The sequence below is a fragment of the Dietzia cercidiphylli genome, from assembly GCF_039531545.1.
GTDB lineage: Bacteria > Actinomycetota > Actinomycetes > Mycobacteriales > Mycobacteriaceae > Dietzia > Dietzia natronolimnaea.
Window position 1 is genome coordinate 576,584 of the sequence record NZ_BAAAQG010000007.1, and the last position, 24,562, is coordinate 601,145.

General features: G+C 71.3%; 20 protein-coding genes. 7 read left to right on the forward strand and 13 right to left on the reverse strand.

Going from position 1 to position 24,562, the window contains the following annotated elements:
• Positions 1-10: 10 nt before the first annotated feature.
• Complete coding sequence (locus tag ABD250_RS08985; RefSeq protein WP_182658051.1) at positions 11-1,156, reverse strand: alkaline phosphatase family protein; 1,146 nt, start codon at positions 1,154-1,156, stop codon at positions 11-13.
• Between the two features lie 219 nt (positions 1,157-1,375).
• Here ABD250_RS08985 and ABD250_RS08990 point away from each other — a divergent pair, with 219 nt between their 5' ends.
• Complete coding sequence (locus ABD250_RS08990) at positions 1,376-1,948, forward strand: hypothetical protein (protein ID WP_179525102.1); 573 nt, start codon at positions 1,376-1,378, stop codon at positions 1,946-1,948.
• A 6-nt stretch (positions 1,949-1,954) separates the two neighbouring features.
• On the opposite strand, the gene ABD250_RS08995 is transcribed toward ABD250_RS08990, so the two are convergent.
• The 4 genes from ABD250_RS08995 to ABD250_RS09010 are packed head-to-tail and all read right to left on the reverse strand — an operon-like array spanning position 1,955 to position 7,881.
• On the reverse strand, positions 1,955-2,341 hold the full coding sequence (locus ABD250_RS08995; RefSeq protein WP_179525103.1) for an MmcQ/YjbR family DNA-binding protein: 387 nt from the start codon (positions 2,339-2,341) through the stop codon (positions 1,955-1,957).
• A gap of 10 nt (positions 2,342-2,351) precedes the next feature.
• Positions 2,352-4,913 (reverse strand): GNAT family N-acetyltransferase, encoded by a 2,562-nt coding sequence (locus ABD250_RS09000; protein ID WP_182658052.1) that lies wholly within the window; start codon positions 4,911-4,913, stop codon positions 2,352-2,354.
• On the reverse strand, positions 4,910-6,394 hold the full coding sequence (locus ABD250_RS09005) for a lysine N(6)-hydroxylase/L-ornithine N(5)-oxygenase family protein (protein ID WP_182658053.1): 1,485 nt from the start codon (positions 6,392-6,394) through the stop codon (positions 4,910-4,912). Before ABD250_RS09005 ends, ABD250_RS09000 begins: the two co-directional genes overlap by 4 nt.
• Positions 6,391-7,881, reverse strand: a complete 1,491-nt coding sequence (locus ABD250_RS09010; protein ID WP_182658054.1) for a pyridoxal-dependent decarboxylase — start codon at positions 7,879-7,881, stop codon at positions 6,391-6,393. Before ABD250_RS09010 ends, ABD250_RS09005 begins: the two co-directional genes overlap by 4 nt.
• Before the next feature lie 210 nt (positions 7,882-8,091).
• On the opposite strand from ABD250_RS09010, the gene ABD250_RS09015 reads away from it, so the two are divergent.
• Genes ABD250_RS09015 through ABD250_RS09035 form a run of 5 tightly spaced genes read left to right on the forward strand, consistent with a single transcriptional unit; the run spans position 8,092 to position 13,167 of the window.
• Positions 8,092-9,183, forward strand: a complete 1,092-nt coding sequence (locus ABD250_RS09015) for an iron-siderophore ABC transporter substrate-binding protein (protein WP_179525108.1) — start codon at positions 8,092-8,094, stop codon at positions 9,181-9,183.
• Positions 9,184-9,186: 3 nt separating this feature from the next.
• A complete protein-coding gene (locus ABD250_RS09020) occupies positions 9,187-10,305 on the forward strand; it encodes a FecCD family ABC transporter permease (protein ID WP_179525109.1) in 1,119 nt (372 codons plus the stop codon).
• Positions 10,302-11,363 carry a FecCD family ABC transporter permease gene (locus ABD250_RS09025; RefSeq protein WP_304816261.1) on the forward strand — a complete coding sequence of 354 codons (1,062 nt, stop codon included), beginning with the start codon at positions 10,302-10,304 and terminating at the stop codon, positions 11,361-11,363. The genes ABD250_RS09020 and ABD250_RS09025 overlap by 4 nt, the downstream gene beginning before the upstream one ends.
• On the forward strand, positions 11,363-12,247 hold the full coding sequence (locus tag ABD250_RS09030; RefSeq protein ID WP_344391809.1) for an ABC transporter ATP-binding protein: 885 nt from the start codon (positions 11,363-11,365) through the stop codon (positions 12,245-12,247). The genes ABD250_RS09025 and ABD250_RS09030 overlap by 1 nt, the downstream gene beginning before the upstream one ends.
• Positions 12,244-13,167, forward strand: coding sequence for a siderophore-interacting protein (locus ABD250_RS09035; protein ID WP_107756260.1), 924 nt, complete (start codon positions 12,244-12,246; stop codon positions 13,165-13,167). The genes ABD250_RS09030 and ABD250_RS09035 overlap by 4 nt, the downstream gene beginning before the upstream one ends.
• 13 nt (positions 13,168-13,180) lie before the next feature.
• On the opposite strand, the gene ABD250_RS09040 is transcribed toward ABD250_RS09035, so the two are convergent.
• The 8 genes from ABD250_RS09040 to ABD250_RS09075 form a co-directional block, all read right to left on the reverse strand.
• Entirely contained in the window at positions 13,181-13,900 is a 720-nt protein-coding gene (locus ABD250_RS09040; RefSeq protein WP_187700890.1) for a catalase family protein, read from the reverse strand.
• A 368-nt stretch (positions 13,901-14,268) separates the two neighbouring features.
• Positions 14,269-15,465 carry a Wadjet anti-phage system protein JetD domain-containing protein gene (locus ABD250_RS09045; RefSeq protein ID WP_344391817.1) on the reverse strand — a complete coding sequence of 399 codons (1,197 nt, stop codon included), beginning with the start codon at positions 15,463-15,465 and terminating at the stop codon, positions 14,269-14,271.
• A gap of 2 nt (positions 15,466-15,467) precedes the next feature.
• Positions 15,468-18,773 (reverse strand): ATP-binding protein, encoded by a 3,306-nt coding sequence (locus ABD250_RS09050; RefSeq protein ID WP_182658504.1) that lies wholly within the window; start codon positions 18,771-18,773, stop codon positions 15,468-15,470.
• A 16-nt stretch (positions 18,774-18,789) separates the two neighbouring features.
• Positions 18,790-19,503, reverse strand: coding sequence for a DUF4194 domain-containing protein (locus ABD250_RS09055; RefSeq protein WP_338404171.1), 714 nt, complete (start codon positions 19,501-19,503; stop codon positions 18,790-18,792).
• A complete protein-coding gene (locus tag ABD250_RS09060; RefSeq protein ID WP_182615427.1) occupies positions 19,500-20,996 on the reverse strand; it encodes a DUF3375 domain-containing protein in 1,497 nt (498 codons plus the stop codon). The genes ABD250_RS09055 and ABD250_RS09060 overlap by 4 nt, the downstream gene beginning before the upstream one ends.
• A 143-nt stretch (positions 20,997-21,139) precedes the next feature.
• Positions 21,140-21,739 (reverse strand): energy-coupling factor transporter transmembrane component T family protein, encoded by a 600-nt coding sequence (locus ABD250_RS09065; protein ID WP_182615429.1) that lies wholly within the window; start codon positions 21,737-21,739, stop codon positions 21,140-21,142.
• The gene (locus ABD250_RS09070) at positions 21,740-22,522 is read right to left on the reverse strand and encodes an energy-coupling factor ABC transporter ATP-binding protein (RefSeq protein WP_338404170.1); all 783 of its coding nucleotides are present in this window, start codon (positions 22,520-22,522) and stop codon (positions 21,740-21,742) included.
• A complete protein-coding gene (locus tag ABD250_RS09075) occupies positions 22,519-23,121 on the reverse strand; it encodes a biotin transporter BioY (RefSeq protein ID WP_179525117.1) in 603 nt (200 codons plus the stop codon). Before ABD250_RS09075 ends, ABD250_RS09070 begins: the two co-directional genes overlap by 4 nt.
• Positions 23,122-23,289: 168 nt before the next feature.
• Between ABD250_RS09075 and ABD250_RS09080 the strand changes: the two genes are divergently transcribed.
• Positions 23,290-24,537 (forward strand): hypothetical protein, encoded by a 1,248-nt coding sequence (locus tag ABD250_RS09080; protein ID WP_182658503.1) that lies wholly within the window; start codon positions 23,290-23,292, stop codon positions 24,535-24,537.
• Positions 24,538-24,562 lie beyond the last annotated feature (25 nt).

Here is a 24,562-nt window from a genome sequence, read left to right on the forward strand (position 1 = left end):
GGCCGGCGGCTCACCGCAGGATGAGTGGGATGTGCTGCTCTGCCGCGGTATTGGCCCCGTGATGACCGAGGAGGCCCGACTCCATCTTCTCGTGGTGGGTGCGGGCGAGGATGACGCCGCCGGTGGCGACCGCGATGACGTGACCCAGACGGTCCGCATGTTCCCGGCCCGGCCCGAACAACTGCTCGTCCAGCACCTGTTCCCGGCTCAGCACCCGCGCGTGCCCCGCCAACTCCTCGCGCCAGGCGGCCAACACCGCCGACTCCGACCCGGCCCGTGCGTGCACGTGCCGTACCCGGGCCTCGCCGGCGACCGCCTCGACGTCCGCGAGGAGCGACGGGGTGGCATCGATATCGATCACGGTCTCCGCGGCCACCATGCCGTGGTCGGCGGTGACGAGCATCCCGCAGTAGGGGGGCAGATCCGTCGCCAGGTCGGCGACGAAGGCGTCCACCTCGCGCAACGACTGGATCCACTCCGGGGAGCCCGGACCGTGGATGTGCCCGATGAGATCGAGGTCTCCGAAGTAGGAATAGACGAACCGTCTGGACGTCGAGGGAGCGGCGACGACACCGAGTATCGCCTCGCGGATCTCCTGCAGTGAGATCGCCGGGCGGTACTCGCCCTCCGCCCGGAACGCGGCGCGGGTGAGTCCGGATGCCCGGAAGTCCTCGCGCATGACGTAGGTGACGTCGACCCCCTCCTCGGTGAGCAGTTCGAGCAGACTCGGCAGCACCTGCACCTCACGGGGAGGGAACCGGTCCAGTGCGGAGGGCCCCTCCGCCGACCCCGTGGTCCACCGGAGCGAGTTGAAGACGGTAGGTGTCTCTGCACCCTCGTCCGGGAGCGCGAAGCTGTACCCGACGATCCCGTGGCGGGAACACGGCGCTCCCACCGCCAGGCTGGTCAGACTCGTGGCCGTGGTGGCGGGGAACCCCGCGGAGATCATCCGCGTGGTCATCGCCGAGAGGGTGGGGGCGACCTCGGCGTGCTGCCGGATGAGCTCGGCGCCGAGGCCGTCGACCAGGACGAGCACCGTATCCCGCGTGGGCGGGAGAGCCAGTGGGTTGCGGAGGTCGAGGCCCAGCGAGGCGGCGATCGACGGCATGACGTCTGCCAGCGAATGGTCGGCGGGGGTGGTCGGGATCCCGGTCATGGCTCCACTCTCCCTGATCGCGCCCGCGAACGGTGCGGACCGGCGCCGGGCGGGCGGACGGCATCAGGGCGGAGGTTGTGACGCGACGACGTGGTGGTCGTGACGTGTCGACGGGGTGGTCGTGACGTAACACCGCCCCGCTCGTGACGTATATGTGATGGACTCAAGAATCCTTAACTCATCGTGGGGCTCGCGCCCCCGTCATGCTCGGAGATCACTGTGACCAGATCCATCGCCTGCGCCGGTGCGCTGGCCGCCGCACTTCTCGTCTTCTCGACCGGCGCCGCCGCAGCCCAGAGCGCAGACGGCCTGTCGTCGGGCGCCCTCGACTCGTCGTCGCTCACCGGGTCCGCCGGAACGGGCACCGATGCGGACACCGGCGGCGGCCTCGGCTCCGCCGGCGACCTGCTTCCGGCCTCCGTCACCGGTTCGCTGCCCGGTTACACCTCCGGTCCGGTCGGTTCCGTCGCCAGCGCCGTCTGTGGCGTCGGCACCGTGGCCGGCACGGCGGCCAACCTGGCGGGCATCCCGCTGCCGCCCATCGGGGTCGTGTGCATGGTCGTCAAGCCCGTCGCGGAGTCCGTCGACTTCCTGATGCGCGGGGACGTCCCGGGGTCGGTCGACGCCGTCATCGGCGGGGTGCCCGTGGTGGGCGACTCGCTGGCCGGAGCCGTCAACACGGACTCGGCGACCGACGCCGTGGAGGGCTCGCTGGGCGAGGAGCGGCTCGGCTCGATCACCGGGTCCTCGGTGTCGCCCGAGGGTTCGCCGGAGACCGCTCCGGTGAACTGAGCCGGATCAGCGTTGCCCGCGCCCGAAGGCGTGCGGCTCGACCGGTCGCTGCGCGCTGGGGAGCCCGGCCACCACGAGTCGGTAGGACTCCGTGACCAACTCCTCGACCACGTCGGGGCCGAGGCTCCCCCCGGGGTGCAGTGAGATCCAGTGCCTCTTGTCCATGTGGTAGCCGGGGGTGATGTCGGCGTGCGCGTCACGGAGGGCGAGGCCGTCCGAGGGTGATGCCTTGATCACCACGAGGGGCTCGTCGTCGACAACGGTGTGGATCATGAACACCTTGCCGCGGACCTTGTAGACGTCGACGTCCGGCCCGAACGGGAACTCCAGGGTCGACGCCGGTAGTTCGCGTGCCCGCATCGCCGCACATTTCTGGAGTTCCCGCCCGTTCATCCCAGTGACGCTACGACACGCTGCGGGCTCCGTCATCGAGAAGAGCGTTCCGCACACCTGCTTCTCGGCCGACGTGTTCGGAACGCTCTTCGCGACTCGTGCGCTTTTCGCGTCTCGTGCGACCTTCGTGACCCGTGCGCTCGTCGCGATTCGTGCGACCCGCGCGACCCGCGGGGTCGGTCGGGCTCGATGCGAGGGGATTGGCGAGGGTGCCCGCGAACTGCAGCGATCCCGCCTGATCGGTCAGATCCACCATCTGCCGGGTGTCGCGCAACTGCAGGCGGTTGAGGCACGAGTGCTTGAACCGCGGCGCGAACAGCGCCTGCCAGGTCGCCTCGTCGACCTCAGTCCGGTCGACGTCGCCGTCGCCGTCGCCGTCGCCGCCCAGCGCCAGCAGGCACCGGCGGGTCTCGTCCCAGAACTCCGATGCCGTCAGGACCCCGGACTCGTCGAGGATCGCGGCGAGGTGACGCAGTACCCCGTCCATCACGTCGGTGTGGATGCTCAACGCGGCCGTCTCGGCGTCCACGAGGTGCCGGATCCGCTCGATCCCCTCGGGCAGCGGTCGGTCGGTCACCACGGCCACCTCCTCGCCGATGTCCTTGAACAGCACCCGGCGCGGCAGGTGGTCCGGGCCGATCACCACGATCACGTTCTCACCGTGGGGCATGAACACCAACCCGTGCGCGAGCAGACAGCGGGCCACCGGCAGAACGTAGGCCTCGAGCAGCGCGCGGAGCCACGTGCGGGCGTCCGCCCCTGACCGCTCCAGGTGTTCGACGACGAGGGGGCACCCGTGGAGGTCGACGTGCAGTAGTGAGGCCAGCGTGAAGGCCCGCTCGCCCTCCGCCAGTCGCGGCACCGGGCTCTCACGCCACAGGGCGGCGATCATCTTGGTGTGCGGCCCCTCGTCCGAGACGCCGGACTCCGCTGCGCGGTGGTAGGCGTCGCCTGTGTACCCCACGGCGGCGACCTCGCGCAGGACTCCGAAGTCGAGTGCCCGGAGCACGGGATCCCCGGCCACCAGACCGGCCACCCAGTCGTTGACCGCCGGGGTGTCACGCATGTACCGAGGAGACAGTCCGCGGGTGAAGCCCATGTTCTGCACCGCCAGTGCCGTCTTGACGTACCCGCGCTCGGGACGGGTCACGTCGAAGAACGTGCGTACGGACTGCTGCGGGCGGTACTCACTGCGGGACTCGCCCAGGTGGACGAGGTCGCGGCGGGCCAGGTCGGGGCCGAACGCCACGGCGATCTTGTGCTCCCACTGCCACGGGTGGACGGGAATGAGGCGGTACCCGTCCGGATCGAGGCCCAGCTCCCGAAGTCGTGTGTCGCACCGGTCGAGGTCGTCACCGTCGAACTCCCGACGGTAGTGCTCGTTCTCCTCCAGTCCGGTCACGGTGGCGAGGTGGCTGAGTTCACGGCGGGCGGCGAGCCACACCAGACGTACCGTCGCGGGAGCCTCCGGGGTGTAGCGGTGTCGGTCGGTCAGCCCCAGTCCGATGCGCCCGTTGTTGGCCACGAAGCCCGGGTGCCCCTCGGTCATCGCGGCCTCGACCTCCTGCAGGTCGGCACCGGCCAGTTCCTGCACGGGGCGGGCGCGGTGGTGCAGACAGAACGCGGCGGACCCGAGGGTCGCGGCGATCTCCTCCAGATAGACGCCGACGAGTGACGCGGGGATACCGAGCACCGGGGCCAGCGCGGTGATGAGGGCCGGGGCGTCGGGTTCGACCGGCTCGCCGGCGACCTCCCGGCGCAGCGAACCCTCGTCCACCACCCAGTGCTCCAGGGGCAGCACCCGCCCGCGGAACAGCCACCTCTCCTCAGCCGCGCGCACCTCGTACACGTCCGGGTCCGCGGTGGGCTGAGGCGAGACGAGTCGCTCGTGGGAGAACTCGGCCAGGGCCTTGGCGCACAGGTGACGGTGGGCCCGCCGCATCGCGTGGCCGGCGAGGTGCGCGTGGGGCACGGCACCGGCCGACGGGGGTGACGACGACACGGCCCGTGTGGTCCGCCCGATCTCGGAGGCCCGGAAGTCCCCGACGTCGCAGAAGGAGAGCAGGGCGGTCTTGTCGGCGAGTTCCACCGCCCCGCCCTCCCGGAAGCCGGCTCGGGCGTTGAGGCGGTGCACGGCGGTGTTGCGGATGTCCGGCTCCACCACCACGCGTCGGGCGCCCTGCGGACCGAAGGCGGTCTCGCAGATCGCGCCGATCACGGCGGCCGTGGTGCCCGGCACGGGCGTCCGCGAGGGGGCGACCAGCAGGTGCATACCCAGGTCCCCGGGTTCGTGCGGGTACGAGCCGTCGAGCTCGACCGCGGCCGGGTCGTAGTACACCGCCAACCCCACTCGCAGTCCGTCGATACGCACCATGTGGACCTGCCGGTGTGGGCTGCTCTGCCAGTCGCGGAAGAACGCCGAGATCTGTTCGGGCGCCATGTGCCGCATGCCCCAGTACGCCGACCCGGGGTGCGAGAGCCAGGCGTGGAGGGTCCCGACGGTATCGGCGTCCGTGGAGAGGGAAGAGAGCGAGACGAGCCCGGCGGGGGTACTGACGGTGTGATGGTTCATCGGGCCTCCTGGGCCTGCTGGTCGGCGGGGGAGTGGCGCACGGCGGACGTCCCGGCTCGGGTCGGATCGGTCTCCCGGGTGGGGCAGGACTCGCCGGCCGGGGCGCCGAACCGCTGGAACGCGATGCGTGATTCGACGGGGTAGACCTCGCGACCGGTGACGGACCGCAGGATGATGCTGTTGCGCATCGCCCCCATCCCCAGGTCCGGGGCGCTGAGCCCGTGGGTGTGCTCCTCGGCGTTCTGGACATGGACACGCCGATGGGCCAGGTCGATGGTGTGGTCGCGGGCCACGCGGTAGCGACGGGGCCTGCCCTCGCCGGCCCGCCCGGGTCCGGGGTCCTCCCAGTCGATCTCCGAGGCGATCCCGTCGAGGAACCGCGGAGCGGTGGCGGAGTAACCGGTGGCCATCACCAGACCGTCCGTGTGGTGTTGCCAGGCCCGGCCGGTGTCGTTGCAGTGCAGGTCCAGGCGGATCCCCGACTCGTCGACGGTGGCCCCGTCCAGGGCGGTCGCGGCCACCAGCAACCCGGTGTCCAGTCCGTGGGCGGACCGGCGGTAGAGAAGATCGTGGATCTCGTTGATCAACTCGGCGTCGATGCCCTTGTAGAGGGACCGTTGCTCGCGCAGCAACCGGTCCCGGGTGCCGGCGTCGAGACCGTGGAAGTGGTCGATGTACTCCGGGGAGGTCATCTCCAGGGTGAGCCTGGTGCACTCCATGGGGAAGAACCGGGGGGACCGGGTGATCCAGTCCACGCGGGGGCCGGAGTGCCCGGACGTCGCCACCAGGTCGTGGAAGATCTCGGCGGCCGACTGGCCGCTGCCCACGACGGTCACCGAGTCCAACCCGAGCAGCTCCTCGCGCCGGTGCAGGTAGTCGGCAGCGTGCAGCGCGACCCGTCGGCCCGCGTGTGGGGAGGCGCCGTCGAGCGAGTCCGTGTCGACAGGCGACCACGGGGTGGTGCCGATCCCCAGTGCGAGGTGCCGGGCGCGGTAGGTCTCCGTGCCGTCGGAGGTGATCGCGGTGACCCGGTAGACGGGCCCGTCCTCGTCGTCGTCGGTCCCTCCGTTCCCCCCGTCCGGCCCGCCCCCGGCGCCCTGTGCCGCCTCGCGCCGGACGTCCACCACCTGCCGTCCCCACCGGAGTCCACCCACCCGCTCGGAGGCCCAGCGACAGTACGCGTCGTACTCCGCGCGCAGGGGCTGGAAGTTCTCGCGGATGTAGAACGGATACAACCGGCCCACCTGTTTGAGATAGGACAGGAACGAGTACGGAGAGGTGGGGTCGGCCAGCGTGACCAGATCGGCGAGGAACGGCACCTGGATGGTCGCGTCGTCGAACATGAGTCCGTGGTGCCACGCGAAGCCCTCGCGGGAGTCGAGGAATACGGCGTCGATCTCCAGCGGGTCGGCGAGGCACGCCAGCCCGAGGTTGAACGGACCGATGCCCACCCCCAGCAGGTCGTGGATCTTCCCGCTCATGACATCACCCCCGCGGTGGTGGCCTGGCGCATCCCCTCGGCCAGGTACCGGGCGGCCTCGCGGACGTCGGCGAGCACGGCCGCCACGTCCCGGTCGGACAGCTCCGGGTCCAGGATCGTGAGTTTGAGGCACGGTCTGCCGTCCACCACCGTCGCCGCGACCACCGACCGTCCCTCGGCGAACAGCGCGTCCCTGACGGGACGGACCAGGGCGTCGGACTCGTCGGGGTCACACCCCTCGGGCCGGGGGCGGAAGAGGACGGTCGACAGTGCCGGCCTGCGAACCAGCTCGAGGTCGGGCTCGGAGTCGATGGTCCGACCGATCCGCCGGGCCACGTCGATCGCGTCGTCGAGCATGCGGCCGATCCCGTCGGCGCCGAGTACGCGCAGCGTCATCCAGAGCTTCAACGCGTCGAAGCGGCGGGTGGTCTGCAGGGACTTGTCCACGGCGTGATCGTCACCGTCCGCGGGGTTGAGGTAGTCGGCGCTGACGGTGGAGTGGCGGAAACCGGAGCCGTCCCGCAGGAGAAGAGCGGATGCGGCCACCGGCAGGAAGAAGGTCTTGTGGAAGTCGACGGTCACCGAGTCGGCCAGCCCGATCCCGTCGAGGAGATCGCGGCGGGTGGGGGAGACCAGCAACCCGCCGCCGTAGGCGGCGTCCACGTGCAACCAGACGTCGTGACGGCGACAGACCAGTCCGATCTCACGCAACGGGTCGATCGCGCCGTGGTCGGTGGTACCGGCCAGGGCGACGACGGCCGCGACCTCGTCACCGGCGTCCGCCACGGATGCCAGGGCGCGGTCGAGGGTGGCGGGGTCCATGCGGTCGCCGTCCCCGGGGAGGACGATCACCGCGTCCGGCGCCAGGCCGAGCAGACGCGCGGCCTTGACCACGCTGAGATGGGCGTGCTCGCCGGTGACGATCCGCAGTCGGGACAGACGGGCGCAACGGTCCGCGGGCGTGGTCCCCCAGGGGCCGGGGCGGGAGAGTCGATCCTCGCGAGCGGTGAACAACCCCTGGAGGTTGGACTGCGATCCGCCGGTGGTGAAGACGCCGTCCGGCGTGACCCGGTCCGGCCGGTCGAACTCGATCAGGTCGGCGACCCAGTCGACGAGTCTCTGCTCGATCAGGCACGCCGAGGTGCCCTGGTCCCACGTCTCCACCGCGGTGTTGACGGAGGTGGCGAGCGTCTCGGCGGCCAGCGCGGGGATCGTGACCGGACAGTTGAGGTGCGAGAGGTAGCGGGGGTGGTGGTACCCCACGGCGTGGTCGAGGTAGAGCGCACGCACCTCCACCAGGGCCTTGTCGAGCGTCCCCAGCGGGGTCGACAGATCCACCGCCGCGGTCTGTGACGCGAGATGCGCGGGAGAGGCGGACGAGCGCGGGGTGGTACGACCGTCGAGGTATCGACCGACCTCGGCGGTCGCCGCGGCCAGGGCGGCGGCGTGGTCCTTCCTGCTCCGGTGGCTCAACAGGTGTTCGTTCACGGGTGCTCCGAACTGATCGGGGACGTAGGTACCGGCGAACGTTATGAGGGTAGGCTTGCCTTATCAACACTAGGGTGACATGAGTCACGTTGTGCCCCAGGCGAAGTGGGAATGTGGGAGTACGGTCTTGCGTTTCGGCGCATCGTCGCTCTACTGTTGCCCCGATAAGGTAAGCCAAGCCTAAGCGGCTTTTATCCCATCGGAGACCCCATGAGTCCACTCACCGTCCGATCCCGTGTCCGTGCGGTCGACGCCCCCGATCGCGCACGGGTCGTGCTGCTCCTGGCCGCGCTCCTCGCGACACTGGCGGTGTTGGCCGGGTGCACGACGGGCTCAGTGGGTGGATCGCAGGACCCGGCCACGGCGACCGACGTCGAGCGCGACGGGGAGTTCCCCCGCACCATCACCCACGCGTACGGGCAGACGGAGATCACCGAACCGCCCCAGCGGGTGGCCACGATCTCCTGGGTCAACGCGGATGTCTCGCTGGCGCTGGGAGTGGTTCCGGTGGGCATGCCGCGGAACTCGTTCGGCGGCAACGCCGGTGGATCCACCGACTGGTTCGACGCCGAACTGGAGTCGGTGGGCGGCGAGATGCCGGAGTTGTACTCGGAGACGGACGGCATCAACACCGAGGCCATCGCCGCGCTCCAGCCCGACGTCATCCTGGGTGCCTACTCCGGGATGACCGCCGAGGAGTACGAGACCCTGTCCAAGATCGCCCCCACCATCGCGATGCCCGAGGGTGACGTGGCCTTCGGTACGCCCTGGCAGGACTCGACCCGCCTCATCGGCGAGGCGCTCGGCCGCTCGGAGCGGGCGGAGGAGCTCATCGACGAGGTGGAGGACCGGATCGCCCAGGTCGCCGACGATCACCCGGGCGTCCGGGGGACGACCTTCATCTACGGCACGGTGGATCCCGACGCGGCCGAGAAGATCTACGCGTTCACCGACGTGGACAACCGACCGCGATTCCTCGAGCAGCTGGGGATGGTGCAGGCCCCCGTCGTCTCCGAGGCCTCGACCGGCGCCGCCGACCAGTTCGCCGTCACCTGGTCACCCGAGCGGGCCGACGAGCTCGTCTCGGACATCCTGGTCACCTACGCGGCGTCGCCCGACGTGCGCGCCGCGATCGAGGCGGATCCGCTGCTGGGTCGCATCCCCGCGGTCGAGGCGGGCCGGATGGTGGTGCAGACCGACGAGCAGCAGGTGCTGTCCATCTCGGCGGCGTCGCCGCTCAGCCTGCCCTGGGCGCTCGACAACGTGGTCCCGGACATCATCGCCGCCGCGGAGCAGAACTGACCGATGCAGGTGACCGCGACGAGCCGGAGCGACCCCGCACCCGCGGGGCCGCCGGCGGCCCCGGTGCGGACCTCCGCACCGGGGCGCCACCGCGTGGTGCTGGGCACCGTGACCGCCTCGGTGTTGCTCGTCGCGTCGGTGGCCGCCTCGCTCTTCCTCGGATCCCGGTCGGTCGACCCCGCCGTCGTCGTTTCGGTCCTGACCGGACTGCCGTCCCAGCTGATGTCCGGAGACCTCGCCGCGGCGCTGGCCCCGGGGTCCGGCGCGGGGATGGACGAGGCGGTGGTGACCGCCCGCGTCCCCCGCACGATCACCGCGATCGTCGTGGGTGCCGCACTGGCCGTGGCCGGCGCCGGGTTGCAGGGCGCCACCCGGAACCCGCTCGGTGACCCGGGGTTGCTCGGGCTGACCGCGGGCGCCGCCCTCGGCGTGGTGCTGGGGTTGGCGCTGGCGCCCACGGCGGGCCCGACCGCGGTCGCCGTCTTCGCGGTCGCCGGGTCGCTCACCGCCGGAATGGTGGTCGTGGGGGCCGGGCGACTCGGCGCGGATTCCGGCACCGGACTGGTGCTCGCGGGAGCCGCGGTGACGGCCGGCTGCACCGCGGCGACCTCGTCGCTGGTCATAGCCCTCCCCGGTGTGCTCGACCGGTTCCGCTTCTGGGGACTGGGATCAGTGGCACGCTCCGGGGCCCCGGAGATCACCGCCGCGGTGCCGTTCATCCTCCTCGGACTCGCGCTCGTCCTCGCCGGGGCCGCGTCACTCGACGCACTCGCGCTGGGCGACGACCTGGCGCGCGGGCTCGGGGTCGGCCCGGTGGCCGGCCGGGCGGTCGTCCTGGGTGGAGTGGTGATCCTGTCCGGGGTCGCCACCGCGCTGGCCGGCCCGATCGCGTTCCTCGGGCTCCTCGTCCCCCATCTGCTGCGCCGGCTCGTCGGGGTCGGCAACAGGGTGGTCCTGGGGTTGTCCGTGATCGTGGGCCCCGTCGTCCTGCTCCTCGCCGACACCGTGGGGCGTGTCCTCGCCCCGCCGGGTGAGATCGCCGTCGGTGTGATGACGGTGGCGATGGGCGTGCCGTTCCTGATCGCCATGCTGCGGATGAACCGGGGGGTGGGCGCCTCGTGAGCACCGCAGTCCTCGACCGACCCGCCGACCGGGTGGAGACGGACGAGCTCGTCCGGACACTCGCCGCCGGTCGCCGGAGACGAGCCCTGCTCCTTGTGCTCGCGCTCGTCGCCGCCCTCGTGGCGGCCATGGCCGTCCGCGTCCTCCTGGGTCGGTACACGGTGACCATCCCCGACTTCCTCGCCATCCTCGGAGGGGCGACCATTCCCGGCGCGACCTTCGTGGTGATGGAGGACAAGCTTCCCCGCGCGGTGTTGGGCGCACTGGCGGGGCTGGCGTTCGGCGCCTCCGGAGCCCTGTTCCGTCGCGTCCTGGGCAACCCCCTGGCCAGTCCCGACATCCTGGGCATCTCCCACGGGGCATCCGCGGGGGCCGTCGCCGGGATGGCGTTCTGGGGGCTGCGCGGGGTGGCGATCATCCCCGCGGCGCTCCTCGGATCAGCGGTGGCGCTGGCCCTCGTCCTGAGCGCCTCCGCGGGGCGTCACACCGGGATCGTCGGCCAACGATTCCTGCTCGGCGGCGTGGCGGTGGCCGCACTGGGCACCGCCGTGGTGACCCAGCTCATCGCGCGCCTCCCTCTGGCGGGAGCGCAGGAGGCCGCGGTCTGGACCGTCGGCTCGCTCTCCGGTGCCTCGGCCCAGCGCATCGTGTGGCTCGCGGTGACCCTGGCGCTCCTGCTGCCACTGGCCGTCTGGTTGCACTCCGCACTCCGGCCCGCGGAGTTGGGGCCCGAGCTCGCGGTGGGGTTGGGCTCCCGGCCCGTCCCGACGCGCGCGGCCGCTCTCGGGGTGGGCACCGTGCTCGCGGCGGCCGCGACCGCGGTGGCCGGCCCCCTCGCGTTCGTGGCCCTGCTCGCCACGCCGATCGCCACCGCACTCGGCCGCGGACGCCCGCGGATCGTCGCCGCCGCACTCACCGGCGCGGTGATCGTGGTGGTGGCCGACATCGTTGCCTCCGAGGCCCTGACCACCGTGGACCTCCCCACCGGTGTGGTGACCGGCGCGCTCGGCGCCCCCGCCATGCTCTGGATCCTCCTGCGCTCCCGAAAGGTCGCCTGATGAGTATCACCACGCCCGTCGCCACCGCGTTGCCCATGGAATCACCGCCCGGTTCCGCGCCCGCCTTCCGCCTGCGAGGGCTGACCCTGGGCTACGGGGCCGACCCCGTGATCCGGGATCTCGATCTGGACATCCCCAGCGGCCGCACCACGGTGCTGATCGGCGCCAACGGCTGTGGCAAGTCCACCATCCTGCGGGCGCTGGGCCGCCAACTCGCCCCGCTCGCCGGATCGATCGAGGTGGCCGGGCGGGACCTGGCCACCGTCAGGTCGCGCGAGCACGCCAGATCGGTGGCGTTTCTCCCGCAGTCTCCACTGGTGCCCGAGGGCCTCACGGTGGCGGAGTTGGTGGCCCGCGGGCGCCACCCGCACCGACGGTGGTGGGGATCGGCGGACGGCGACGACGTGGCGGTCGCCGAGGCGCTGGACCTCACCGGCACCGCGGGCTTCGCCCACCGCCGGGTCGACGAACTCTCCGGCGGCCAGCGCCAGCGGGTGTGGGTGGCGTTGGTGCTGGCCCAGGCGACCCCCGCGCTCCTGCTCGACGAGCCGTGCTCGTTTCTCGACCTGGCCCACCAGCTGGACGTGCTGGACCTGGTCCGCGATCTGCCGCTGCCCGCCGGTCACGGCCCGGATCCGGACGGCCCCGGGGCGGGTCGCCGGACGGTGGTGGCCGTCCTCCACGAGCTCACCCTGGCCGCGCGTGTGGCCGACCATCTGGTGGCCGTGGCCGAGGGTGGGGTGGTGGCCGCGGGGCCGCCCGATCAGGTGATCAACCCCGAGACCCTGCGCCGGGTGTTCGATCTGGAGGCCGACATCATCAGCGACCCGCTCACCGGCCATCCCGTGGTGCTGCCGCGGGGACGAACGAAGGGGACAGTATGACCGCTATCGCCGTAGAGGCCCCGATCCTCGTCGCGCAGACCCGGGTGGTCCGGGTCCGCGAACTGGGGGAGTCCTACCTGCGCCTGGTGTTGGCCGGCCCGGACCTCTCGAGGTGGTCTCGCGACGTCGTGGACCCGGGGACGGTGCGAGACGCGTACATCAAGGTGTTCGTCCCCCCGCCGGGCGGGCGGGGGATCGTGCCCGACCCGCTCGCCATCCGGGAGTGGTTGACCCTCCCGGAGCAGGAGCGGGGCTGGATGCGGACCTACACCGTGCGCCGGGCCGACTCGGTGGAGCTCGACGGCGAGCACGTCCCCGCGCTGACCGTGGACGTGGTGGTGCATCCCGGTGCGGACGAGGGACCGGGCTCGGGATGGGCGCGGTCGGTCCGGCCCGGGGACACCGTGCACCTGGCCGGCCCCGGGCGGGGCCACGCCCCGTGGGCGGCGTGGGCTCCCGGAGCCGCCGGCCGGGTGGTGTGCGCGGGTGACGAGACCGCGGCGCCGGCCCTGCTGTCCATCGCCGGGGAGCTGGCCGCGGAGCCACGGGGGACGAGAGAGGTCCGGATCGTCCTGGAGTTGCCGACACCGGCCGACGTGCGCGCGCTGTCGGCCGAGGCGCCGGAGACCGTCACCCTGCTCTCGCGGTCCGGTGAGCGGGGACACGCGCTCGTCCATCACCTCGGCGGAGTGTTGGGCGTGGGTCAGGGATGCGTCGAGTCGGTCCTCGACGGGCGCCGTCCCGCCGAGCGGGAATGGCAGACGGCCACCACCGTCTCCGCCGGGGACCCGTATGTGTTCCTGGCCGGGGAGGCGGGGCTGGTCCGCGCGATGCGCCGCCTCGCCGTGGACGGCGCCGGGATCCCCAAGGGGGCCGTGTCGTTCATGGGCTACTGGCGCAGGGGTGCGGCCGAATCCTGAGCGCTCGGGCGGATCAGGTCGTCTCCGGGCCCTCGTCGGGCGCCGGGTACGACGGATCCCGCAACGCGCCGAGCAGACGCGGATACCGCGATCCGGGCAGGCGGTTCCCCACCGGATCGAAGTGCAGGTTCTCGTCGTCGTCCTCCCAGGTGTCCACCGTCACACGCCCGAGGGTCTCCCATCTGCCCAGCGGAGTGGCGTGCTGGAGGGTCCACGTGCCGCCGTCGCCTGTCGGGATGGCGGCCAACAACAGCTGCCGCCCGGCGACCCTGACGGGGAACATCGAGGTCATGGTGCGGCCGGTCGTGCGCCATCCCGTGGTCAGTACGTAACGACTGATCGGACCCAGGCCCGTGCTCGCGAGCAGGATGTCGACGGGGCGGTCGGCGTGGATGCGGATGGCCATCCCGCCGATGTCGGGGACGACGTCCGGCAGACCCACGGCGCGCGAGAAACGGATCGTCGCCGGCCACCTGCCCGTGATGTCCAGGAGCGGTGAACCGGTTCGGCCGACCCCGGTCACGCTCAGGGTCGCCTGGGCGACGATGCCCTTGGGGTGCAGGGCCTTGGGTCGTGCCAGGCGCGTCACCGCCGCCGCGACCCCGAAGACCGAACCGAGAAGACCCGCGACGGGGGACGAGCGCACGGCCACCTCCGCGGAAGCCTCCGGGCGACGGTCGACTGGGGCGTGGGCGGAGGTGCCGCGGGCGGTTCTCCGATGGGTGCGGGGCATGATCCCAACGATACTCAGCGCCGCGTCTCACACAGCGGCGCTACGTGCAGTGCTCGACCGACCGCGCCTCGTCCGCACCGCCGCGCCGACCGCGCCCCGCCGACCCCGCCCCGCCGAGTGGTCGATTCCGATCGCGTTTGCGCAGGGCGAATTCTCCCGCTCGGCGTACTTGCGACCACTCGCCGAAAAGGGTGGACTCGGCCCCGGAGTTAGGCGCGCCGATTGATCCAGTCATCGACCCTGCGGGCGACGCGACCCGATCACCGCAACTCACCTCGTCGCGTGAAGCGTTCAGAAGATGGTGATCGAGTGGTGGGTCCGCGGACTGCCCTGACGACCCCAGGGGACCTGGCCGACGGTGTCCGGGCTCAGCTCCACACTGCGTGGAGGCGCGGGAGCGCCCAGTCCCAGGGGATGCGCTCCTGCTCGAGCCGGAGGTCCCCGCCGGTCGTCAGCGCCTCGAGCGCGTCGAGCTCATCCGGTGTGAGGCGCGATGGCGCGGCCCGGGTCGGCGAGGGGTCGGGCACCGCATACTCGCGCCATGCGTCCAGGGTCTCGGTGTCCATGAGAACGCTCACGGCGTGCGGGGCGTGATGGCGTAGACGGTCGAGGATCGCGAAGCCGTGCGAGTCGAGGTCGCCCCAGTACGCGATGTGAGCGCGGAGTGCCCAGGGCAGGGCGGCGACGGCGTCGACCGCGAACCCCCGGCCGAACAACGCGACGGTCTCGGGGAGGTCCGGCAGGGCGAGGAAGGTGGTGAGGTTCTCGACGACGACGAGGTGAGGCGGTCCCCCCGAGGTACGCCACAGAGTGGCGAGCTGATCGACCGGGCTCTCGACGTCACGCAACGGGAACGCGATGTCCGGATCAAGCACCCTCATGCGGATGCGGACGTCCGGGCCCAGCAATCCCAGCCCGGTGGCCGTCCCGCGGACCGCGTCGTCGACGCCGGCCCGAGCGGCGTCGAGCACAGCCTCGACCACCCGGGTCCGGGTCTCGATCCACTTGGTGTCGACCCCCGGGACCGCGATCTCGCGGGCACGACGCCCGGCGGTGGGGTTCGCGAGTGCCCAGCGGCACACTGCCAGGAGCTGGTTGAACGCGCCCTCCTCCCAGTCCTCCCAGGTGGCCGAGGTCTCTGCGGCGGCGCGGCGCAGCATGGAGTGATCGGGCCCGAGGTCGATGATCCGGAGCGTGCGGTTCAGCAGCCGAGCCCACCGCGACGCCCGGTCCGCGATGTGGGCGATGGTGTCGGCGCCGACCACTTCAACGCGTTGCGGGAGCGGTACGACGCCGAACCCGGGCAGGCGGCGGTCCGCCCAGGTCAGCCGGACATCGGGTCCTCCATGGGTGCTCTCGAACTCGCGCCATCGCCTGATCCACGCCGCTGTCCCACTGGGGTCTTCGGCTGCGTTCGCGGCGGTCGGCGGCGCCGTGCTGAACCGGACGACCTCGGCGTCCCCGCCGAAGGGGTCGGCGAGCCACCGACGGTGGACCCGGGCGAACCGGGTGGCACACGCGGCCGTCAGTTGGTCTGGGTCGCGCGGCTCCGAGCGGGTAGCCACCATCAGGCCTCGTCCCAGGTGACGCGCTCGATCCGGGAGTGGCTGCCGTCGTCGTTGCCCACCACCACGAGTCCGCCGATGTACGGCTCGAGGGTCTGCAGGAGCTTGAGCGGGGTGGCCAGGACCATGTGGAAACCGAAGTCGGTGAACACGTCCATCGCCCGACGCGTGTACTCGGGATCGGCGCGGTCGAACGCCTCGTCCAGAACGACCGTCCCGTAGCCGGGGACGTCGGCGTCGATGTCGGCCAGCTGGAAGCGCAGCGCCGCGGCGAGGCAGAAGAACACCAGCTTCTGCGCCTGCCCGCCGGACAGCCCGGACGAGGAATCGTGGTAGTTGGTCGGGGCGCCGTCGGCGTCGATCTCGATGCCGATGAACCCCACGTGCTTGCGGGTGTCCAGCACCGTCTGCCGCCAGCGACGGTCGCCGGCGTCCGCCGACCCGAGCTTGTCGAGCAGACGTGACATCACGGCGAAACCCGCCTCCGCGGCGTCCACGGTGCGGCTGTCGAGTGCGCCGGTCAGGGCCGTTTCCAGGTCACCGAGGAAGTCGGTGACGGTCTCCGAGCGCCGGTCCCGCACCTCGATCTGCAACCAGCGTCCCGACTGGAATTCCGATCGATGAAGGGACTCGTTGACGGGTCGGATCTTGGCTTCGATTTCCGACCGGGCCCGGCGGATGCGGCGGGCGAGCTCGCCCAGGTTGCGGGTCTGCATCTCGCCGATGAGGCCGAGGAAGCGTTCCTCGAAATCGGCCAACCTGTCCCGCCGCAGGCGGACGAGCACCTCCACCGCCTCACCGACGAACTCCGGGTCCGACTTGAGGTCGGCCTTCATCGTGGGCCAGATCTCGAGATATGAGGTGAGGATCGCCGTGATGCGCCGGTGGATGCGGTCGCGCTCGGTGGCGGTGGCCGACTGCTCCACCGCGATCGCGCGTTCGGCCCGCTGACACACGTCCTGCACGTTGTCGGCCGTCAGCCTGCGTGTGGCGGCGGACAGGCGCGCGCGGATCCGGTCGGCGGCGTCGGGATCGGCAGCACCGTGGGACTCTTCGGAGGCACTACGCTCGGCCAATTGCGCGAGGCGGGCCTGCAGCCCGGCGACGTGGTTCGCCGCGACTGCTCGGTCACCGGTGGCCGCATCGTATGTCGATTGCGCCCGCGACTGGAACTCCTCGGCATCACGTAGTTCCCGCTCCATCTCGGCAACCTCCGGGTGCGCCTCGCGCCACCGGTCGAGCCGCTCTCGGGCGTCGTCGGCCCGTCGTTGGGCGGTGGTCGAGTCGATCTCCTCCCACCGCAGTCCGCGGAGCGCAGCTCCCGCCTGCTGCCGGGAGCGTCGATCGGCGTCGAGGTTCTCCAGCGCCGCCCACCGGCTCTCCGCGGAGTCGATCCGGGACTGGATCTGATCGCGCCGAGCGGTGAGCGCCTCCACCTTGGCGTCGTTGAGACCACCCAGCTGGAAGACCGCCGGATCGTCGATGCTGCGTCGGTCGTCCTTCTCGAACCTCCGACCACGCTTGATGAGGCCGTGCAGGGTGACCGCCCGCTCCAGGGCGCCCAATTCGTCGGAGGACTCGACGCAGGTCAGGTCGAACTCGCTCGCGAGTCGACGACGCATCCACTGCTGGAACGGACCGGGGGCGGGCTCCATCTTTCGGACCAGGCTGTCCGGGCCGGTCCTCTTGGCAGGCGAGTCATCGGTGGTGTCGACGACCTCGTAGACCAGCCGAATGCCCAGATGCGTGTCGTTGACCGCGCGCGTGACCGCGGCGCGGAGATGGTCGGGGACGAGCATCGTCCGCGCGAAGCCGGAGAGCACCCGTTCGGCTGCCGGCCGCCACCTCGCATGCTCGGAGGACACATCGAGCAACTCTCCCGCGAACGGGAGTTCGCGGGGATTGGCCCCAGCCGCACGACAGACCAGGTCCCGCGCTGCCAAGAGGCGCGAATCAATGTTCGAGCGGTGACGGAGCAGCGCCTGGAGGTCGGCCGTCACACGGGCGAGGGTGCTCGACTGCTCGTTGAGGTCCCCGGCGACCTCGCGGAGCTTCGTCCGATCACGCGCTCGCTCGGCTTCCTGGTCCGCGTCGTCCCGGTCGAGCCTGGCGAGGAGGACGGCGAAGTCCTCGGCGGTGGCCGGAAGTGTGCCGCCGAGTCGCTCGAGCTCCGTGGCCGCCCGTTCGCGACGGGAGGTCACCGACGTTGCGTGGTCGAGCGCGCGGCCCAGCTCCCGCGCGAGCTCGTCGCGCCCGGCGCCCGCACTGCCCCGCAACCGGGAGCGGAGGTCGTCGCTGGTCGTTCTGGCTGAGTCGAGCTGATCACGGGCAGTGGCGACGGCGGCCTCGGCGGCGACGAGGGCTCCGCGCGCGGTCGACAGCTCCTCCTCGACCAGCGCGGTGGTAACGGCCACCTGCACGGCCGGGAAGGCCGAGCTCTCGGCGTCGAGTTCCTCGGCCCTCCCCAGCACCTGGATCCGTGAGGCACTCAGGTCCGCGAGCGGCTCGAGGTGAGAGATCTGTCTACGGACGTCGACCACCGACCGGTGCGCTTCCCGCAGTTCGGCGAACTGCTCGACAGCCCGGTCGGCCACGGCGAACGTGTCCGGCTCGTCGAGCATGAAGTCCCGGAAGAGCTGATCGAGGCTGGACAGGGATTTGGCGGACAGAGTCCGGTGGAGGAGCAACTGCGCGGCCTCCGACGCGATGCCCAGCCGGCGCCGGAACGCCGCGGCGAAGGCCGAATAGCTGTCGTGGAACCTGATGTCCGGGAACTCGCGCTTGAGCGCTCGCTTGTCGATCCCGTTGCGCAGGTGACCGAACATCTCCGTCAGATCGAGGGGGGAGTCGGAGGGGTGCTCGGCGACGCCGTGGAGGCGCTTGATCCCGGTCGCGGAGTTGTCGCCCGAACGGGCGTAGAGCAGGAGCAGCAGCGTCACACTGCTCCCCGTCCCGTTCGAGTAGGTGAGCGCGATGGCCGAGAACGTGGCCTTGGGGCGAAGGTAGACGGAGGCGAGGTCGCCCGTCTCGCCGTCGGCCCCTCGACGCCATGCGCCGCGGAGATACGAGACGAGCGTGCGCCCGGAGCCCCGGCCGGCCTCTTCCTGGGCCGCCGCATTGAACCGGAGGTGAGCGGGCGGGACGAGTACGGCGGAGACCGCGTCTATCAGGGTCGACTTGCCGGAGCCGGAACCGCCGGTGACCAGGAAGCCCTTCCTGGGGACCGCGACGTCGTGATACCCGTCGAGCGTGCCCCAGTTGCACACCTGGATTCGCGAGAGCCGCCTCTGCCCGGGGTGCTTTGGCATACCGGGCAACTTCAGGTCATCCGGCATCGTCGTCCGCCTCGTCGTCGTCGAACAGGGAGGCACCCTCGTCGGAGGCATCGCCGTGCGCGGCGATCAACCCCCGGTACTCGTCGCGGATACCCGCCACCACGTCGGCATCGAAGAGGTGCCGGAGGACCGGAGACACCTCGGCACGTCCCTCGGTCTCGGTCTCGGTGAGCAGTGAGTACGTCTTGAGCCGGTTCCACGAGGCGTCGAACTTGCGGGTGTAGCGGGCCCGGTCGGAGTCGATCACCCGGCGATAGACGTCGATCTGTTCGGCGACGTCGGTGCGGTCGACGATCACCCGCTCGCCGGGCTGGGCCACTGACAACTCCGACCGCAGGTGCAGGAGTAGGACGGTGTCCATATGGGAAAGGGTCTCGGTTCGGAGGACAGCGGGTACCTCGACGTGGCCGGAGGTGTCGACCTGGCGCGTGAACGCGATCCCGGCGTCGTGGTCCAGGACAAGATCGAGGAACACGTCCGCGAGCCTGGAGCGGAGAGCGGGCTCGTCGGACACGACCGCTGCCCAGATCTCCGGCTGGCGATGCGCCTGCACCAGTGGACCCGTGAGCAGGCGGGCGAGCGCGCGTCGGGAAGCGAAGGACAGCGTCCCGGTGTCACCGGGCCACAACGCGTCGCGGTCGTCGGCCGGGGCATCAGTCGAGGCGGCGGTGGGCGGGGCACCGTCTCCCGGGGGAGCCGTCACGTGTTCTCCTCGTTCGATCGGTCGGCGGTGAACACCAGCGTAGGGATCCGGGCGGTGTGCTCGGAACCGGCCGCGCCTGTCCACGTGACGGTCTCCGTCGCGTCCGGGGCGTCCGGTGGGGCCTGCACGTGGCCCCTGATGGCCAGGTTGAGCAGGCCCACCACACTGGCCACGCCCTGGGTGGCGGGGTGTTCGCGCAGGACGGTGCCGATGGACGACGGTCCGAGTCGGCTCACCACGTCGTCGACATGGGCGCGTAGTTCGACCTCGTCGATCTCCGAGGCGCGCACGAGCGCGGTGAGTGCGGAGAGGTCGGCGGTGCCCGTGTCGTGGTGGGAGACCTCCGCCGCCACGCGTTCCTCCCCGGGGTTCCTCAGGCGCAGGGCGCTCACCGATCGGACGGACATGCCGATCCGGCGGAGCGGGACGGACATCGACGTGGTCGGTCGGGCTGCGTTCGTCCTGCTGGCCTCGGCCGCGGCGGACCGGGCCGACCGGATCAGGGCGATCATCTGACGGTGTTCGACGTAGGCATCGGTCGCGACGAAGTGCCGCAGGCTCCGCGAGAGGGACGTGAGGACACCGTTGACCTCGGCGCCCGCCGATTCCATCTCCTCGAACAGTGCGCGCAGTTCGCGGCGCGCGGCCGGCGGGAGGTCCGCCACCTGCGGTCGGCTCAGGATGTCGTTGATCCACGCGTCGACCGAGGCGGAGCGCTCGGGGTCGAGGAGTACCGAGTAGAACGACGAGAAACTCCGACCCGCCTCCGAGTCACCGATGAGATCGACACCCCCGAAGACCGCGTCGAGCACGTCGCCGCGGGCACCGTCCTGGTCCAGGAGACGACGACGAAGATCCTGGTTGAGCGAGTCGAACTCAGCGCGGACCCGTGCGAAGTCGGCGGGGATGTCGTCCGCGCCGTGCAGGATCTCGGCCACCTTCTCCCGGACCTGCTCGGGATCCGCGAGTTCGACCTCGCCCGCCTCGACGCGCGCGATCGCGGCATCGATCCGCTCCCGCTCCCGGGTGAGGGACGCGAGTCGGCCCTGGATCGATGGATCGGTGTCCCGGGCGAGGTCCTCGAGCTGGCGGGTCAGAGTCTCGACCCGTGAGACGGTGAGTCCGCGACGCGGGGTCTGCAGACCGTCGAGGAAGTCCACGGCCACCAGGGCTGACTGTGTGGGCTCTACCGTCTCGCCGGTCGCGGCGGTTCCTGGACGCCTGAGCATCCAGCCGGCGTCCACCCACGCCCGCACGTAGGACTGTGCGGTCCCGGGAAGATCCGCACCGGAGTCGCGCACCGCCAGCAACGTCCTGTCGAGGAACTCGTAGAGCTCCGCTGACGGTACCCGGCGGGAGGAGCCCTCGAACATCTCCCTCAGAACCGCCACAATCAGCGGCCAAAGCGGGCTGCGCAGCAGCGCGAGGGTCGGAGACTCCGCGTTCAGCCGGGTGAGGGCAAAGAAGCGGGCCAGCGCGGACATGGCGTTCATGGTGGCATGTGGGTACGACGCCAGCGGCAGCGAGTGGTCGATTTCGATCGCGTTTGCCCAGGGCGAATTCTCCCGCTCGGCGTATTTGCGACCACTCGCCGAGGAGGGTGGGCTCGGCCCCGGAGTTCGCCCCGCCGGGGCGCTCAGTCGTCGACGCCGCGGGCCGCCAACGCGTCGCCGAGCTGGTCGGCCGTGGTGAGTGCCCCGAGGACGGTGGGTACGACCAGCGCCCTGATCGACATGCCCAGACCGCGCGCCTTGCGGGCCTCGGTCACCTGCCGGAGCTGCCGGGCGAGCAGGGGGATCGCCCGGATCGTCAGGACCAGTACGAGCGCCACCCGATCCGGCGAGACCCCGACGCGGCGCAGTGGCTGGGCGGCCCGGGTGACCGCGTCGAGCATGTCCGAGACCCTGGTGGTCAGCGCGACCAGGCCCGCCACCGCCACCGCCACCAGAAGCGCACCGCTCACGCGCAGAGCGGTGTCGAGGTCGGCGACGATCCACTGCAACACCAGGATCGCGAGCAACATCGGCAGCACCGGACGCACCTGGTCCCAGGCGGCGCGCGGCCGGATGCGCCCGATCGCATAGAGCGCCGCGGCGAACCCCAGCGCGGGCAGCACGTGCCAGGCGTCCCGCACCGACAGCGACACCGCGAGGATCAGCGCGCAGACCAGGAGGATCTTCAGGCCCGCCGGCAGGCGGTGGAGCAGCGAGTGCCCGGGTTGGTAGGTGGCGAACACCTAGACCCCCGGCCCCGAAGCGGTATCCGATCCCGATCCCGATCCCGATCCCGATCCGGTACCCGAGCCCGGACGCAGCGCGATCCGGCGGTACCCCGACAGCGCGGCCGCGGGGGCGTCGTCGATCACCACCCGGCCGCCGTCCACCACCAGTACGCGGTCGAAGTCGGCCACCAGGTCCAGGTCGTGGGTCACCACCACGAGCTGCTGGGGGAGTCCGGCGAAGGTCTCGGCCACCAGCGCGCGGTTGCGCAGGTCGAGCAGGGTGGTGGGTTCGTCGGCCACGATCACCGAGGGCTCGATCACCAGCACCGCCGCCAGGGCGAGTAGTTGCTTCTGACCGCCGGACAGGAGGTGGCAGGGGTGATCGGCGTGATCGGAGAGGTTGTAGGTGGCGAGTACCTGGTCGACCCGTCGTCGTCGATCCTCGCGGTTCAGGCCCGATCGGCGCAGGGAGAACTCGACGTCCTCCGCCACGGTGGGCATGACGATCTGGGTGTCGGGATCGGTGAAGCAGAAGCCGACCCGGCGGCGCACCTGCGCGCCCTTGCGGCGCGTGTCGAGGCCGTCGACGGTCACCGTGCCCGAGGTGGGGACGACCAGCCCGTTGATCATCCGCGCGAGCGTCGACTTGCCCCCGCCGTTGACGCCGACGATCCCGATTCGCCGCTCGGACAGCACGAGATCGATGTCGGCGAGGACGGTCCGGTCACCGTAGGCGTGGTTGACGCCGTCGAAGCGGATCTCGGTGCCTCGGTCGTCGGCCACGCGGGGGTCGGTCACGCGGGGGTCGGACGACGCCCACGCAGCGGGGCGATCAGACCGGGCCGCGCCTTGTGGACCTGCACGGCGACGACCGCCGTGATGACCGCCTTGACGAGGTCGCCGGGGAGGAAGACGCCGTTCGCCGCGATCGCGGCCGTCAACGTCAGCTCGGTGCGGATCAGCATGCCCACCACGCCGAAGGCGTAGATGACCACGATGCCGCCGAGGATGTTGATGAGCAGCCCGGGGATCAGCCGGTACCGCGGCATCAGCATCGCGGTGAGCAGGCCGATCACGACGACGGCCGGGAGCCAGCCGATGAGGAAACCCGCGGTGGGACTGGCCAGCGCGGTGAGGGTGGTGCGACCGCCGGCGAGGACGGGCAGCGCGAGACCGATCACGATCACCGCGAGGACCGACAGCAGTCCCTTGCGCCAGCCCAGAAGGGCGCCGGCGAGCATGACGCCGAGCGTCTGCAGCGTGATCGGCACCCCGGCGGAGCCGATGCTGATCTGACCGGGGAGACCGAGGACGACGATGAGGGCGGCGAACACCGCGATCTGGGCGAGATCTCGGGTTGCGCTCCGGGCCGGGGCCTGATCGATGGAGGTGCTCACGTGGACTTCCTTGTCACCTGGAAAGCTGATCGACGATGGACGGGGTTCATTGTTGCCCCTGTCACCCCGAACCGCCTCATCGGGGTGGGCGGCTCCGCGTGTCCGGTCGCGGGCCCGGCCGGACTGGCTTAGAGTGACCTGAATCACACCCAGCGGTTCGGGGGACCAGTGACGACTCGATCCCAACGCGTCTTCGGCGAGGTCATCGCCGCATTCCTCGTGGCAGTCCTGGCGTTCGTCCACCTGCCGGCCCACGTCAGCGCGCAACCCTATGCCGTCTACCTGGACGTCGCGGCCGACAACCCGCACGGTGAGTCGGCGGGAGGCTTCTCCACCTCCATGACCACCGATCGCGACGAGTTGGGGGCGGCGCTGGACGTGGTGCGGGCCGCGGGCGTGGCGCCGGAGCGATACGGGACCCTGGCCCGCCAGTACTGGCTGGTCGTCGGTGCCCAGAACGCGGGGATCGACCTCGACGAGTGGGAGCCGGCCCGGGGGCTGGAGGCGAACCTGGAGACGGTCGACAAGGTGTACGTGAACTACCTGCGGCTGTACAACTCCCACGACGGGTTCTGGTGGACCGGGATGGCCGGGCTGGCCGGGATGTCGTTCGCCGCCGGGTTCTGGGACCTCGACGAGGTGGGGGGCGTGCTCAGCGTGCCCGGGGTGCACGAGGTGGGGACCGGGGTCGGTGACGCCCTCGGTGGAGTGCCGTGGGAGCTGGCGGCCGGGATGCCGCGCGACGTGAGATTACTGGCCACCGCGGGTCCGACGCTCACGCGGCCGGACGTGGACTGGTACCTGCACCGGCTGCTGATCATGCAGCGCAACATCTTCATGGACATGGTCCCGATGCACGAGGCCTACCTGGCAGGGGGGTTGCCGGCGGTCAGGGAACTCGCGGCGGGCGGGGCGTATGACGAGTACGCGCTCGATGCCTGGCGGAGACTCGACGAGGGCTCACCGGACGGCAGGTCGGAGGCGCTGCTGCGGATGGCGTCGCGGGAGCAGAACCAGATCATCGCCGAACAGTGGGACGCGACGGCGGCCGGCCGAGGGGACGTCGGTCGGGTGCTCACCTACATCACCACGGTGGGCGGCTCCCCCGATATCCCCGGGGCCTCCACCCTGGGTGGGTTCCGCCCGCTGTCGGTGCGCGCGGACGTCAACGGCCGACCGACGGTGCTGCACACCCCGCTGCCCGCGTTCAACTGGGCCGACAGGGAACCGCGCTGGGAGTACATCGAGCAGGATCTCGTGCCGGCGTTCCGGTCGCTCGTGCGCGACCGGCCCGACGAGGCGCCCCGCTACCTGGACGTGGGCTTCCGGCCGCGGGCCGAACAGAACCGCATCCTCGTGCGGCTGCCGGTGTTCGTCGGGCAGATGGCGTCGGGGTGGGCGATCGGGCCGGGGTGACGCGCGACGCTTGGGTCGCGAACCC